Annotated in this window: 12 protein-coding genes and 1 tRNA gene; 2 read left to right on the top strand and 11 right to left on the bottom strand. The window is 64.5% G+C overall.

Going from position 1 to position 13127, the window contains the following annotated elements; genetic code table 11:
* Positions 1–454 precede the first annotated feature (454 nt).
* Positions 455–1876 (bottom strand): calcium-binding protein, encoded by a 1422-nt coding sequence (locus C4E04_RS18225; protein ID WP_109599705.1) that lies wholly within the window; start codon positions 1874–1876, stop codon positions 455–457.
* A 778-nt stretch (positions 1877–2654) separates the two neighbouring features.
* Positions 2655–2739: transfer RNA gene (locus C4E04_RS18215), tRNA-Leu, on the bottom strand.
* A gap of 150 nt (positions 2740–2889) precedes the next feature.
* On the opposite strand from C4E04_RS18215, the gene C4E04_RS18210 reads away from it, so the two are divergent.
* Entirely contained in the window at positions 2890–3471 is a 582-nt protein-coding gene (locus C4E04_RS18210; protein ID WP_109601278.1) for a YqaA family protein, read from the top strand.
* Positions 3472–3482: 11 nt separating this feature from the next.
* Positions 3483–3974: a disulfide bond formation protein B gene (locus tag C4E04_RS18205; RefSeq protein ID WP_109599700.1), complete on the top strand. Its 492-nt coding sequence runs from the start codon at positions 3483–3485 to the stop codon at positions 3972–3974.
* 12 nt (positions 3975–3986) lie between these two features.
* On the opposite strand, the gene C4E04_RS18200 is transcribed toward C4E04_RS18205, so the two are convergent.
* The 9 genes from C4E04_RS18200 to C4E04_RS18160 all read right to left on the bottom strand — a co-directional run bounded on the left by C4E04_RS18200 (position 3987) and on the right by C4E04_RS18160 (position 12421).
* The gene (locus tag C4E04_RS18200) at positions 3987–4556 is read right to left on the bottom strand and encodes an HNH endonuclease (protein WP_162559457.1); all 570 of its coding nucleotides are present in this window, start codon (positions 4554–4556) and stop codon (positions 3987–3989) included.
* Between the two features lie 232 nt (positions 4557–4788).
* Positions 4789–5670: a 3-hydroxybutyryl-CoA dehydrogenase gene (locus tag C4E04_RS18195; RefSeq protein WP_109599696.1), complete on the bottom strand. Its 882-nt coding sequence runs from the start codon at positions 5668–5670 to the stop codon at positions 4789–4791.
* A gap of 77 nt (positions 5671–5747) precedes the next feature.
* On the bottom strand, positions 5748–6692 hold the full coding sequence (locus C4E04_RS18190; protein ID WP_109599694.1) for an electron transfer flavoprotein subunit alpha/FixB family protein: 945 nt from the start codon (positions 6690–6692) through the stop codon (positions 5748–5750).
* 13 nt (positions 6693–6705) lie between these two features.
* Positions 6706–7455, bottom strand: coding sequence for an electron transfer flavoprotein subunit beta/FixA family protein (locus C4E04_RS18185; RefSeq protein ID WP_109599692.1), 750 nt, complete (start codon positions 7453–7455; stop codon positions 6706–6708).
* A gap of 102 nt (positions 7456–7557) precedes the next feature.
* Positions 7558–8265, bottom strand: coding sequence for a rhomboid family intramembrane serine protease (locus tag C4E04_RS18180; protein ID WP_109599690.1), 708 nt, complete (start codon positions 8263–8265; stop codon positions 7558–7560).
* A 9-nt stretch (positions 8266–8274) separates the two neighbouring features.
* A complete protein-coding gene (locus C4E04_RS18175) occupies positions 8275–8850 on the bottom strand; it encodes a cob(I)yrinic acid a,c-diamide adenosyltransferase (RefSeq protein WP_109599688.1) in 576 nt (191 codons plus the stop codon).
* A gap of 28 nt (positions 8851–8878) precedes the next feature.
* Complete coding sequence (locus tag C4E04_RS18170; protein WP_109601276.1) at positions 8879–9481, bottom strand: acyloxyacyl hydrolase; 603 nt, start codon at positions 9479–9481, stop codon at positions 8879–8881.
* 102 nt (positions 9482–9583) lie between these two features.
* Positions 9584–9775 carry a twin transmembrane helix small protein gene (locus C4E04_RS18165; protein WP_109599686.1) on the bottom strand — a complete coding sequence of 64 codons (192 nt, stop codon included), beginning with the start codon at positions 9773–9775 and terminating at the stop codon, positions 9584–9586.
* 84 nt (positions 9776–9859) lie between these two features.
* Entirely contained in the window at positions 9860–12421 is a 2562-nt protein-coding gene (locus tag C4E04_RS18160) for a TIGR02302 family protein (protein ID WP_109599684.1), read from the bottom strand.
* Positions 12422–13127: the final 706 nt, after the last annotated feature.

Genomic DNA, 13127 nt, shown 5'->3' with positions numbered 1-13127 from the left:
GTCGTCGGCTTCTGTGCCGACGCGAGGATTTGGATGCTTGGCCTGCATCCAGATTGAAGTGTTCAACCTCTGAATACACCCAGATCATTCAGCGCTGACAAAGCAAGCTACGATCTGCTGCTGCACTGCGCCGGGGCAGAAGCCGCACCCACCATAATTTAGTAAAGAGGGTTAACAGCCTGACCATTGTAGCAGCGCGACGCTGCGCATTCAAATCACACATACCTACGGAACATGATGGCGACAGCGAAACTCGTCACTTCCTGGGGCGTAAAGTAGTTGGGCTTAGGCTCTAGCTCAAATATGACCTGTCTGCCGCAACACCAGAACTGCTTGCCCGCCTCGCAGGCTTTCGCCGCGAGGAAATCACGAGTGCCTTCCTGCTCCGGCTCTGGAGATCTAGGGCTCCGGCCAGGCAGCGCATGACCCAGGACCTGTGATGTGTCCGTTCAGGTTAGAGATAGAAGATGGATGCCGAAAGCTGCGAGGCGGTGATGTTGGTCAGTGTGATTCTGGCGTCGGGCGCCAGCATGATCTCGGCGGCACCAGCAGAATTGTTCTGAATGGTGAGGTTGGCGAAGCCCGCAAAGCCGTAGGCCCTTAAGTCAATCTTGTCGCCCTCAGCCGACGAGAAGTCGACAATCGTATCGATGCCATCACCCTGGGCAAAGACGAAGAGATCGGCTCCGCCACCGCCAATGAGCCTGTCATAGCCCGCTCCACCCACCAGGGTGTCATTGCCGCCCACAGCCGTGATGCTCTGGAGGTTCCTGGCTAGGTCGCCGTAGTCCAGTCCCCCATTCGCGAAATCGCCAAACAAGGTGTCACCACCCGCGCCACCGTATAGGACATCATTACCTCCATGGACGCCGCTACCGAAGCCTGTAAAGGCATCGCCGTACATCGTGTCGCCCCTCGCGCCGCCGTAGAGGGCATCATTGCCACCCGCCGCAGTCCCTGTCATCAGCCGGGCATCACCGAAGAGGTTACTGTTGCCTTCGCTAATTGAATAGATCCGGTCATTCCCGCCCACTGTGACGTCGGACATGGTGTCGGCGTCGCCAATCGCCGCGCCGCTCAAAGTGGATACATAAACGATATCATGGCCGCCACGGGCAAAGCCGCTCATCGTCCGAGCGTCGCCATAGGCTGAAGCGGAGGCGCTCAGACGGGTGTCCACCAGATCATTGCCACCCGCAGAGTGGTCACGCATAATGACGGCATCGCCGTAGAGTCTGTCTCCAGGGAAAATCGTGGAACCGGAGTAGAGCCTGTCGTTGCCGCCGCGGGCATAACCGTCCATGAGATACGCATCCCCGCGCAGCTCATCGGCTAGAGCCCCTCCACTCAGATAGTCATTGCCGCCAATGGACTGGCCTTCCATGCGCACGGCATCGCCGTTGATGGTGTCCCGCCCATTGCCGCCATAGAGCTTGTCGTTGCCACCGCGGGCGGTGTCGCGCATGAGCCAGGCGTCGCCGTTGATGGTGTCGTTGCCATTATCGCCGTAGATAGTGTCAGTCCCGCCTCGGGCGGAGTTCTTTATGACGTAGGCGTCGCCATAGATCGTGTCGCGCTGGTCGTTGTTGCCGCGGATGAAGTCGTTGCCGCCGCGGGCGGAGCCCAAGAGATTGTGTGCGTCGCCGTAGATGGCATCGTTGCCGATGCCGCCATAGATCCTGTCATTGCCCCCGCGGCCTAAACCGGTAATGGTCTTGGCATCGCCGTAGATCCGGTCGTTGCCACCATAGCCGTAGATCCAATTGTTGCTAGCATAGCGGACGGTCAGGGTGCCGATGGTATCGCCGAACATCAGGTCGGAAAAATCGGTGCCCAGCAGGGTGCGTAGGGTCGGTGAGCCAATGATGGTAGCCATCGTGGGGTTCTTTCTCGAAAGCGTTGTCGTCGCGTAACATTGTTCATATACTCCATAAGCTGACGGCTGGCGAGAAAGTAGTGCCTTTTGCTAGTCTGGGCGCAGCTATAGGTAGAGATCTCTCTCGGCAATGCAATCTTAAGCTTTTTGCCGAATCTTGAGCCTGCAGCGCGACTAAGGACTAATGGAGCGGGATTAGCCACGCGATTTCGATTCAGAAATTATATCGTTCCTCAGGCTCGCTTGCCGGAGGGGAGCCTGACTCGACAGCGTGGCTTAACCAAGTAGATGCTCGCTTTATGTCCTTCAGATGCAGCACGCAGATGGGAAAAGCTAAGTTAACGGTGGTGCATATGCTGGATGCTCGCCTTCGCTATGTATTGGGCGAGCGCGTGTATACGAAGTTTGTCCGTGAGTTTGGCGTCAGCCGAGAGGCCGTCCGCAGTGCGTCTGAAGGGCTGACCTTTAGACGCCCGCCCAAGTCGCCTAAGACGCGCGGATGAACGCCACTGGCCATCGCCGCCGCACCTAGGACAAGAACGAGAACGAGATTCCGCCGGTTACAGGAAGAGCCTCGCCGACAGTACGTCCAGTTGTGGATCCGCCGCTCTCGCGAGTCGTCAGGCCTCACCGTGGGGCCGGATGAGCGATTGAGCTTAGTTAGCAAGCCAGAGTAGGCATAGGGCGAAGCGTCACAATTTCGGCTCTCGTGCCGACAGATCTTTAGAAGTAGAAAAGGCTCCAACATGGTGAGCCAGTTTCTTGAACAAAATCAAAATGGTGCCCCTGGCCGGGATCGAACCAGCACTCCTTGCGGAACTCGATTTTGAGTCGAGCGCGTCTACCAATTCCGCCACAGGGGCAACGCGGAAAGCCGAGTAACACGGGCCAGGAAGGGCGGTCAATGCGGCCGGGCGGGCCGCGACGCTGATGGCCTCTCGCCAGCGGGCGCGGCTTGTGCTCAAAGGGGCGTGGCCGAAAAGGCCTCCGACGTCCTCTGCTTGCGGACCGCCATGCTCAGACGCCTCTACGACTGGACCCTCTCGCTCGCGGGCAAGCCTTCGGCGCCCTATGCCCTGGCGGCGGTCTCCTTTGCCGAAAGCTCGTTCTTTCCCGTGCCGCCGGACGTCATGCTGGTGCCGATGATGCTGGCGCGGCCCGACAAGGCCTGGTCCTATGCGCTGATCTGCACGATCGCGTCCGTGCTCGGCGGCATCCTCGGCTACTTCATCGGGCTGCTGCTCTACGATTCGGTCGGCGCCTGGCTCTTCCAGGTCTATGGGCTTACGGATGGCGCCGAGGCGTTCCGGCACGGCTATGCCCAGTACGGCCACTGGGTCATCCTGCTCAAGGGCCTCACGCCCATTCCCTATAAGCTCGTGACCATCACGTCCGGCTTCGCGGGCTACAGCCTCGGCTGGTTCATCCTGCTGTCGGCCCTGACCCGCGGAGCCCGCTTCTTCGCGGTCGCCCTGCTGATGAGCCGCTTCGGGCCGTCGATCAAGTCCCTGATCGACCGGCATTTCAACCTCGTGGCCGCCCTCGCCATCGCGGCCATCGTCGGCGGCTTCGTGGCGTTCCGCTATCTGTTCTGAAGGAGTTCCCGATGGGTTTCCGTCTTAACGTTCGGCAGGCGGCTCTAGCGGTCGCCCTGGTGGCGGCCGCGACCGTCGGCGGCGCGCTCGTGTTTCAGTATGTCTGGGGCTACCAGCCCTGCAAGCTCTGCCTGGAGCAGCGCTATCCCTATTATCTCGGCATTCCGCTGGCCCTCGTCACGGCCCTCCTGCCGCCGCGCTGGGGACGCATCGGCCTTTGGGCGCTCGCCCTCGTATTCCTTGTGAGCGCCGGCATGGGCACCTACCATGCGGGGGTCGAGTGGGGTTTCTGGCTCGGCCCGGCCGATTGCGGAGGCGGCCCGCCCGCCAGCTCGGGCAATGTGGGAGACCTCCTCGGTCAACTCTCCAACATCCGGGTCGTCAGCTGCACCGCGGCAGCCTGGCGCTTCCTGGGGCTGTCTCTGGCCGGGTGGAACGCGCTGATCTCGGTGGCGCTGGCGGTCTTTGCCGGATACGCGGCCTGGAAGGGACGGAAGGCCTGAAAGCCTCCGAGCTCACGGCTCGAGCTCGCTGTCCCAATAGAGATAATCGAGCCAGCTGTCGTGCAGATAGTTCGGCGGGAAAAGGCGACCGTTGGAGTGCAGGTCGTGCAGGGTCGGAGCGAAGGGGCTCTGGCGAGGCCACATCTCGACCTCGTTGGGCATCCGGTCGCCTTTGCGCAGGTTGCAGGGGGCGCAGGCGGCGACCACGTTCTCCCAGGTCGTCTGACCGCCTTTCGAGCGGGGGACGACGTGATCGAAGGTCAAGTCCTCGTGGGTGCCGCAATATTGGCAGGTGAAGCGGTCACGGAGGAAGACGTTGAAACGGGTAAAGGCCGGGTTCCGAGAGGGCTTGACGTAGGTCTTGAGGGAAATCACCGAGGGCAGGCGGATCTCGAAGCTCGGACTTCGCACGACCTTGTCGTATTCGGATACGATGTTGACCCGGTCGAGGAACACCGCCTTGATCGCATCCTGCCAGCACCAGATGGACAAGGGGTAGTAACTCAAGGGCCGGTAATCGGCATTGAGCACGAGGGCCGGGCAGGCCTCCGGACGCACAACAGGCTGGACGTGTATCGTCACATGACCTCCTCAGGGAGAAGAGCCGCATCCCGTTCTCATATAACTATAAAGAGACTGTGACGGTGTTGTGAAGCGCACAGCCTGGGTGTCTGTGACGCACCCACAGGAAAACACCGGGCGCCCTGCAGCCCGAGGCAGGGATCCCTATGGGAATTCCTCCTCGCCAGCCCGTCTGCCGGCGATGCTCAAGGATCCTTTGCCCTGTTTGCGTTTCCTGGTAGAAACGCGCGCCTCAGCGCGTCGGAACCGGCTTCTCGCCGCGGTAATCGTAGAAGCCGCGCTTGGCCTTCCGGCCGAGCCAGCCCGCCTCGACATATTTCACCAGCAGCGGGCAGGGGCGGTACTTCGAGTCGGCCAAGCCCTCGTGCAGCACCTGCATGACCGACAGGCAGGTATCGAGGCCGATGAAGTCGGCGAGCTGGAGGGGGCCCATCGGGTGGTTTGCACCCAGCCGCATGGCCGTATCGATGGCATCGACCGAACCAACGCCCTCATAGAGGGTGTAGATCGCCTCGTTGATCATCGGCAGGAGGATGCGGTTGACGATGAAGGCCGGGAAATCCTCCGAGACCGTCACGGTCTTGCCGAGCTTGCCGATGAATTCCTTGGCCGATTCGTAGGTCGGATCCTCGGTCGCGATGCCGCGGATCAGCTCGACGAGCTGCATCACCGGGACCGGATTCATGAAATGGATGCCGATAAAGCGCTCGGGCCGGTCCGTTGCGGCGGCCAGGCGTGTGATCGAGATCGACGACGTGTTGGTCGCGACCATCGCGTCGGCGCGCAGGGAGGGGCAGAGGTTGGAGAAGATCTTGCGCTTGATCTCCTCGTTCTCGGTCGCGGCCTCGATGACGAGATCGCATTCGGAGAGATCGTCATAGGTCAGGGCGGGCGCGATCCGTTCAAGGGCCGCCCGGCGCTCGGCATCCGTAATCGCCTCCTTGGAGACCTGACGGGCCATATTCCCGTTGATGGTCGCGAGGCCTGCCTTGATCCGCTCCTCGGAAAGGTCGTGGAGACGGACCGAGAACCCTGCCAGCGAACAGACATGGGCAATGCCATTGCCCATCTGACCGGCGCCAATCACGCCAACGGTTTTGATCTCGATACCCATGTGCCTGCTGCCCCGGACACGCATCGTGCCTTAAATCGCCGGGCGGGCATCCGCCCGACGTCGTTTCATTCCTGGACTCAGTGACCGGCTTTGGTCAACTCCTCCTGGAGCTGAGGGAGGATATTGAAGAGGTCACCGACGAGGCCGTAATCGGCGACCTGGAAGATCGGCGCCTCCTCGTCCTTGTTGATCGCCACGATCACTTTCGAATCCTTCATCCCGGCCAGATGCTGGATCGCCCCGGATATCCCCACCGCAATGTAAAGGTCCGGCGCCACCACCTTGCCGGTCTGGCCCACCTGCCAGTCGTTCGGCGCATAGCCCGCATCCACCGCCGCGCGGCTTGCGCCCATCGCAGCCCCAAGCTGATCGGCAATCGGCTCGATGTACTTGGCAAAGTTCTCGGCCGAGCCCAGCGAGCGCCCGCCCGAGATGATGATCCGTGCCGAGGTCAGCTCCGGCCGGTCCGACTGCGCCAGCTCCTCGCCCTTGAAGCGCGACAGCGGCGGGGCTTCCACCGCCGCCACCGGCGCGATCGTGGCCGTGCCGCCCTCAGGCGCGGCCGCAAACGCCGCCGTGCGCACCGTGATCACCTTCTTCGGATCGCTCGTCTGCACGGTCTGGATCGCGTTGCCGGCATAGATCGGCCGCTCGAAGGTATCGGGCGCCACCACCTTGGTGATGTCCGAGACCTGCATCACGTCGAGCAGCGCCGCCACCCGCGGCATCACGTTCTTGCCCGCCGTGGTGGCCGGCGCCACCAGCGCGTCGTAGGGGCCGGACAGCGATACGATCAGCGCCGCCAGCGGCTCGGCGAGCCGGTGCTCGTAGGCCGCGCTATCGGCCAGCAGCACCGTCTCGACCCCGGCGAGCTTGGCCGCAGCCTCCGCCACGGCGCGGGCATTGGCGCCGGCGACCAGCACATGGACCGGTGCGCCCAGGGCCTGGGCGGCGGTGAGCGCCTTGTGGGTGGCATCCTTCAGGTGAGCGTTGTCGTGCTCGGCAATGAGAAGCGTCGTCATCGAAAGAACTCCCTTAGAGCACGCCGGCTTCGGTCTTCAGCTTCGTCACCAGTTCGGCCACCGAGCCGACCTTGACGCCCGCCTTGCGCCCGCCGGGCTCGGCGGTCTTGAGCACCTTGAGGCGCGGGCTGACATCGACGCCGAGCGCCTCCGGGTTCGTCTCGTCGAGTGGCTTCTTCTTGGCCTTCATGATGTTGGGCAAAGAGGCATAGCGCGGCTCGTTGAGGCGCAAATCCGTGGTGACGATGGCCGGCAGGGTGAGCGCGACCGTCTGCAGGCCGCCATCGACCTCGCGGGTGACCTCGAGGGCATCGCCGTCAAGGTTCAGCTTGAACGCGAAGGTGCCCTGCGGCCAGCCGAGCAGGGCGGCGAGCATCTGGCCGGTCTGGTTGGCATCGTCGTCGATGGCCTGCTTGCCGAGGATGACGAGCTGCGGGCTTTCCTGCGCGACGATCGCTTTCAGGATCTTGGCGACGGCAAGCGGCTCGACGGTGGCCTCGGTCTTGACCAGGATGGCGCGGTCGGCGCCCATGGCGAGCGCGGTGCGCAGGGTCTCGGCGGCCTGGGCCGGGCCGACCGAGACCGCCACCACCTCGGTGGCCTTGCCGGCTTCCTTGAGGCGGATGGCTTCCTCGACGGCGATCTCGTCGAAGGGGTTCATGGACATCTTGACGTTGGACAGCTCCACGCCCGATCCGTCGCTCTTCACGCGGATCTTCACGTTGTAGTCAACAACTCGCTTCACAGGCACAAGAAGCTTCATTCGTCTGTCCTCATCGAATGGTCGAATCCGGAGGCGCTCATGGGCCTGCTCTCCGGACGGGTAGGAAAGATGCTCGGGACCGTAGCGGGCGGTATTCGATTGTCAACGCGGCGCTTTCATTTCCTGGGTCTCGATCCGGGCCAGCAGCGGGTCGTAGCGGTGGCGCATCAGCGGAATGAGCAGGGCCCCGGCTACGAAGCCTCCAAGATGGGCAAACCAGCCCACGCCCCGGTCCTCGCCGAAAAACGCCGCGATGAATTGCAGGACGAACCAGAACCCGATGGCCCAATAGGCCGGAAGGCGTAAGGGGATGCCTTTCAGGAAAAGGCCCCAGATTCGCACTCGCGGATAGAGGATGAGATAGGCCGCGACCACACCCGATACCCCGCCGGAGGCGCCCACGAGAGGGTGGTGCGACTCTCCCTCGATGAGGGCATGGACGAGGCTCGCGAAGCCGCCGCACAGGAGGAAGAACACGATGAAGCGCCCATGCCCCATTGCGTCTTCCACATTGTCTCCGAAGACCCAGAGGAAGAGCATGTTCCCGAGGAGATGAAACAGGGAGACATGGAGGAAGATGTTGGTCAGCAGGGTCAGCGACACCGGCACGAAGGGATAGCCCTCGGGCAGGATCTCCGTGCCGAAGAGCACGGAGGGGATCAGGCCCAGGCCGGCGATCATCGCGTCGGGGCCCAGAGGACCGTAGAACGTCAGGAGATAGACGACCACGCAAGTGACGATCAGAAGCCGGGTTCCGGACGGCGTCTTCATGTTCTTCAGCGGAACACCGTCATGGAGCGGGAGGAACATGGCCCGCCCTCAGCGGTTCTGGCCCGGAACCCAGAGAACGTCGATCTGGCCCTTGTCGTTCACGTAGCGCGACGCGACGAACAGGAAGTCGGACAGGCGGTTGAGATATTTCACGGTCTCGGCCGAGACGGATTCGTCGGGCTTGTCCATGAGTTCCACGACCCGCCGCTCCGCGCGCCGGCAGACCGTGCGGGCGAGGTGCAGGGCCGCGGCGGCAGGCGTGCCGCCGGGCAGGACGAAGGAACGCAAGGGCGAGAGGTGCTCGTTGAGCTGATCGATCTCCTGCTCGAGACGATCCACCTGCCCCTGGGTGATGCGCAAGGGCGTATAGGGCAGGGGTTTCCCGGTCTCGACGGTGGCGAGGTCGGACCCCAAGTCGAACAGGTCGTTCTGGATGCGGGCCAACATCGGGTCGATCTCGTGCTCGGCCGTGTGGAGCCGCGCCATGCCGATGCAGGCATTGGTCTCGTCCACGGTGCCGTAGGCCTCGACGCGGAGATCGTATTTCGACCGGCGACCGCCGGCCGCGAGCGCGGTCGTACCCTTGTCACCCGTGCGGGTATAGATGCGGTTCAGGACGACCATGGCGCGTCCCCGGTCTGGGAGTTCGGGATCAGAACGTATAGCCGACGCGGGCGCCGATATTGGTCAGGCCGCGATTGTCCGAGCAGGCGCCCGCATTGGACAGGTGCTCGATGGTGGCCATCACGCTCCAATTCGTCGAAAGGCGCACGCCCACCGATCCCGATTCGCGGAAGAGCGGGGAGCAGCCGAGGGCCTGGTGATGGGACGAGATGCCGAAGGGGTCCTTGTCGCCGTTATGGATGGCGCCGCCGAGCGAGCCTTCCACGAAGAGGGACGGCGTCACGTCGATAGTCCAGGTCAGGCCCGCATAGGCGAAGCTGGTGCGTCCGTCGAAGTTCAGGCTGCCGCCGATATGGGGACGGGGAATGAAATAGCTGGTGAACAGGTCGGAGGCCGTAAACGGCTTCGCGAAGAGGATTTCGCCGGTCAGGTTGGCGGAGCCGTCGCGCCCTTCGGGCCCCCAGGGATCCTGGGCCGAGAAGCCGATTCGGAACTCGGACAGGAGGCTCGGCTGGGTGCTCGCCGGATATGCCGTTGGGGAAGTGCGCTTCGAGTCGGCAGCGTGGGCGCCTGGTGTTCCCAGGAACGATACGACCAGAAGGCCAAGGCCCAGAGCAATGCCGGAGCGCATCAGGAAATCCATCGTTCAAACATAAAGAGGGCTGCGCGAAGCAGCTATGGCTAACGGTGTCTTATAAAGAACGATGGCGAGAAAGTGTCAATATGGAGCAAGCTAGGCGGCTCTCCACCAGATAATGCCCATGATGATGACAATGGCGAGGAACTGAAGCAGAACCCGCATCCGCATAAGATGCTGGGAGCGGTTGGCGCTGCCGCCGCGCAGCATGTTCACGAGGCCAAGCAGAAGCACGAAGGCGACCGCCAGAACGGCCGCAAAGACAATCATATTGGACAAATCGGACATGTCGGTTCCATAGGCAAGGCGGCGGACCCTGGCCCGATCCTCGCGGCAAAGCAAGAGCCGCGCGAAGGGCCGGGAGGAAATGCCTCAGTTGCGCCGCAGCAGGCGGTCGAAGTAGTCGAGCTCCTCCTGCGAGCGGCTCGGGTCGCCGAGTTTTCGACGCAATTCCTCCAAGATTCGCGCCGCCCGCGCTGCGGCCGACTCGTCCACGCCCGGGACGCGGACATTGCCGTCGGAATAGTCGCGGTTGCGGGTCGGCCGGCCGAGCGGATCGTTGTTGCGCTGGTTGGCCGTGCCCCGCCCTTGCGGATCCCCGGGCCCCGGCTGGTCGCCGGCCTGCTCGTTGCCGGGCCCCTGCTGCATCTGCTGGGCCATGCCCTGCATGCCGCGCCGCAGCCCCTCGAGAGCGCGGCCCTGGGCATCCACCGCGTCCCCGTTCTGGCCGCCGTTCAGGGAGTTCTCGGCCTCACGCATGGCCTGCTCGGCCTCGCCGAGTCCCTGCTCGTTCTCCATGCCCATGCCCTGCATGCGCCGCTGCAATTCCTGCAGGCGCTCGCGCAGCGCCTGCTGCCGCTGGCCGAGAGGATCCTGCTGGTCGCCGCCCTGTCCGTTCTCGGCATTCTCATCCTGCTGTTGGCCCTGCTGCCCTTGCTGGCCGCGCTGGCGCTGGCCGGGCCTCTGCTGGCCCTGGCGGTTGCGCTCGCCCTGCTGCATGCGCCTGTTCTGTCCGTCCCGGAAGGTCTCGTCGCGCAGCCTCTGCTGCTCGCGCGCCATGTCTTCCAGGTCGCGCATGGCCTGGTTCATTTCCCGGCCGAGGGGATCCGTCATGCGGCTGTCGGGGCGGGCCATCTGGAGGTTGTTGAGGATGTTGCGCAATTCCTCCAGGAGCCGCTGGGCCTCGGCCATATCGCCGCGGCGCATGGCCTCCTCCATCTGGCGGAGCATCCGGTTGAGGTCGTCCTGGGTGATCACCCGGTCGGCCTGACGTTGATTCTGGTCCTGGGTCTGCGGGTTCTGCTGCATCCGGTCGGCGAATTCCCGCAAGAACTTGTCCATCGCCTGACGAAGCTCCTCGGTCAGGCGCCGGATCTCGTCATCGGTCGCGCCGCGGTCCATGGCGTCCTTCAGGCGCTCCTGGGCGGCGCGCAGGTCCCGTTCCGCATCCGACAGGTTCCCGTCCTCGATCTGGAGGGCCATGGTCCAGAGCCAGTCCGCCACGTCGAGGAGGTCCTGGTCGCTGCGGGCCTGGCGCAGGCGCTCGGAGGCGAGGTGAAGCCCCATGAACGCGCCCCACTGGGGCATGAAGATCTCGGGGGCGATCAGCAGGGCATCGAGAGCCGTCTGGACCCGCTTGCGGTCGTCCGGAGCGAGCACGAGGTTGCGCCGCTGCTCCACGAGGGCCTTTGCGAGCGGATTGCCGAAGGGACGCTGCGGCAGGGTGAAGTCGATGGCCTCGCTCAGCCCCTCCTGCCCGGCCTCGTCCTTGACCCGCAGCCTCAGCTTCACGGCCGCGCCGGCCCAGGGATGGTTGGTCAGGTCCACGGGGGAGCGGGTCTCGGGGGCGTTGTCGTCATGGGGCGGGATGGCGAGCGTGATCGTGGGAGCCGGCACCAGGGACCGCTCCCCGGGCCCTTTGCGCTTCTCCACGAGGCCCTCCGCGGCCGTGATCCCGTAATCGTCCCGGGCCTTGTAGGCCAGCGTGAAGACGCCCCGCGCATTGACCTCCGGCTGGCCGACGAAGGACACCTCCGGCGGCCTGTCCGGGATCGCCTCGAGGGACAGGGTAACGCTGCTGGCGATGCCCGTCCGCACGGTGAGGTCGGCATTGCTCTCAAGGGTGAAGCGCTCCTCCCGCAGGTCAGCCCGCGGCGTGCCCTTCGCCGGCAGGGGCGTGAGCCCCTGGCCAGGCACGATCTCGGCGGTTCCTTCACCGGCGATGCGGATGACCACGGTCGAGCGGGCGGGCGCCTTCAGGTGCTGCGCCTTCGCGAGGTCGATCATGAGGGGCGGGACCCGGGTATAGAGGGGCGGGTCAATCCAGCCGTCGATGCGGAAGCCCGGCATGGCGGCGCCGGGGGCTCCCCGGTCGAAGGCAGCGGCCAGCCGCGAGCCGATCTCCGGCCCGGCCACGAAGGCGCTGGCGATCATGGCCAGAGTGGCTGCGGCCCGCAGGGCGAAGCGGTCGTGGCGGGGCATGTCCGGATCGGGCGGCGCCACACGCATGCGGCCGACCGCCTCCTCGGCGCGCCGGCGATGGAGGGACCACAGGGCCCGCGAGCCTGGATCCTCCGAGCCGAGCGCAAGGGTGTCGTCCAGGGCCCGGGCGGGTCCGTGCCGAAGGCCGGTGTCCCGGTCGAGACGGTCGAGAGCACGCCCGCGCTCCGGCAGGCGCAGCCGCAGGAGCGGCCAGAGCGAGATCAGGAAGGCGGCCGCAAAGAACAGCAGCCCCGCCCGGCGCCAGAAGAGCGGAGCCTCAAGCCACAGCCCGAGCCAGGACAGGGTCAGGAAGACGAAAACGATCGCAGCAGGCACCCAGAGGCGCGGCCAGGCCTGCTCTCCCCAGAGAACCCACCGCGCGCGAGAGACGAGGCGGCCGAAGCGTCTGTTCAGGGAATCGGAGGCGGGCAGCGGATTCGGGCCTTCGCTCATGCGTTGCATCTCCCGTCACGCGATTCCCGCGCCGGCACCCCCTTGATCAAGCTAGCACGGAAGGGCGTCCTGACCAGCCGTCATATGGGCACACGGATTCGTGAGGTCCAGGGCGGCGTGAGGCGCTTTTCTTCTCCGGGTCGACGAAAGGGCGCACCTCCGTCATTCCGGGACAGCGCGAAGCGCTGGGCCCGGAACCCATAAACGCTGGCGATGCAGGACAAAGCGCAGCGGTTCTGACAGCTCCTTATTCTGCACCGTCAGCGGTTATGGGTTCCGGGCTCGCCTGCGGCGCCCCGGAATGACGGGAAAGCGGTTTGGGAATGACGTTGGATCCATGACGGCACGCCGCTGCGTCCTCCGGGCGGTGAGGCCCGGAGGAGACAGCAGGATCGAGGGGGACGAGAGGATCGCTCCGGCTCTGAGGGAATGATGGGAAAATGCGGTGAGCCGAAGCGTCAGCGCGCACGGTTTGTTTCGGCGGACCGGCCGCGAGAGGTCCACGTACTGCCTGGACGCGGTCATGCGGTGAGAACCGCAAGCGGCGCCGGGCCAGCCCGGACCTCCGGCTGTGCCGGGGCCACCTGCCCAGTCTCGTGCGTAAGAGACTGCCGCAGGACCGTTCCGCTCCCCGCATTCGGCGACGCCTCGCGAGCGCGCCCCTCGGCGGGAGCAGATGCGCAAGGATATAGCTTAGCTTGATCGA

The organism is Microvirga sp. 17 mud 1-3, assembly GCF_003151255.1.
Taxonomy (GTDB): Bacteria; Pseudomonadota; Alphaproteobacteria; order Rhizobiales; family Beijerinckiaceae; genus Microvirga.
Note: the sequence above shows the minus strand (reverse complement) of the source record. Positions and strands in the feature narration are given on the sequence as shown.

Excerpts from the sequence above, each read along its gene's own strand:
- C4E04_RS18160 (WP_109599684.1), bottom strand. The coding sequence starts at position 12,421 with ATGAGCGAAGGCCCGAATCCGCTGCCCGCCTCCGATTCCCTGAACAGA.
- C4E04_RS18225 (WP_109599705.1), bottom strand. The coding sequence starts at position 1,876 with ATGGCTACCATCATTGGCTCACCGACCCTACGCACCCTGCTGGGCACC.
- C4E04_RS18165 (WP_109599686.1), bottom strand. The coding sequence starts at position 9,775 with ATGTCCGATTTGTCCAATATGATTGTCTTTGCGGCCGTTCTGGCGGTC.
- C4E04_RS18210 (WP_109601278.1), top strand. The coding sequence starts at position 2,890 with ATGCTCAGACGCCTCTACGACTGGACCCTCTCGCTCGCGGGCAAGCCT.
- C4E04_RS18205 (WP_109599700.1), top strand. The coding sequence starts at position 3,483 with ATGGGTTTCCGTCTTAACGTTCGGCAGGCGGCTCTAGCGGTCGCCCTG.
- C4E04_RS18195 (WP_109599696.1), bottom strand. The coding sequence starts at position 5,670 with ATGGGTATCGAGATCAAAACCGTTGGCGTGATTGGCGCCGGTCAGATG.
- C4E04_RS18170 (WP_109601276.1), bottom strand. The coding sequence starts at position 9,481 with ATGCGCTCCGGCATTGCTCTGGGCCTTGGCCTTCTGGTCGTATCGTTC.
- C4E04_RS18180 (WP_109599690.1), bottom strand. The coding sequence starts at position 8,265 with ATGTTCCTCCCGCTCCATGACGGTGTTCCGCTGAAGAACATGAAGACG.
- C4E04_RS18185 (WP_109599692.1), bottom strand. The coding sequence starts at position 7,455 with ATGAAGCTTCTTGTGCCTGTGAAGCGAGTTGTTGACTACAACGTGAAG.
- C4E04_RS18190 (WP_109599694.1), bottom strand. The coding sequence starts at position 6,692 with ATGACGACGCTTCTCATTGCCGAGCACGACAACGCTCACCTGAAGGAT.
- C4E04_RS18175 (WP_109599688.1), bottom strand. The coding sequence starts at position 8,850 with ATGGTCGTCCTGAACCGCATCTATACCCGCACGGGTGACAAGGGTACG.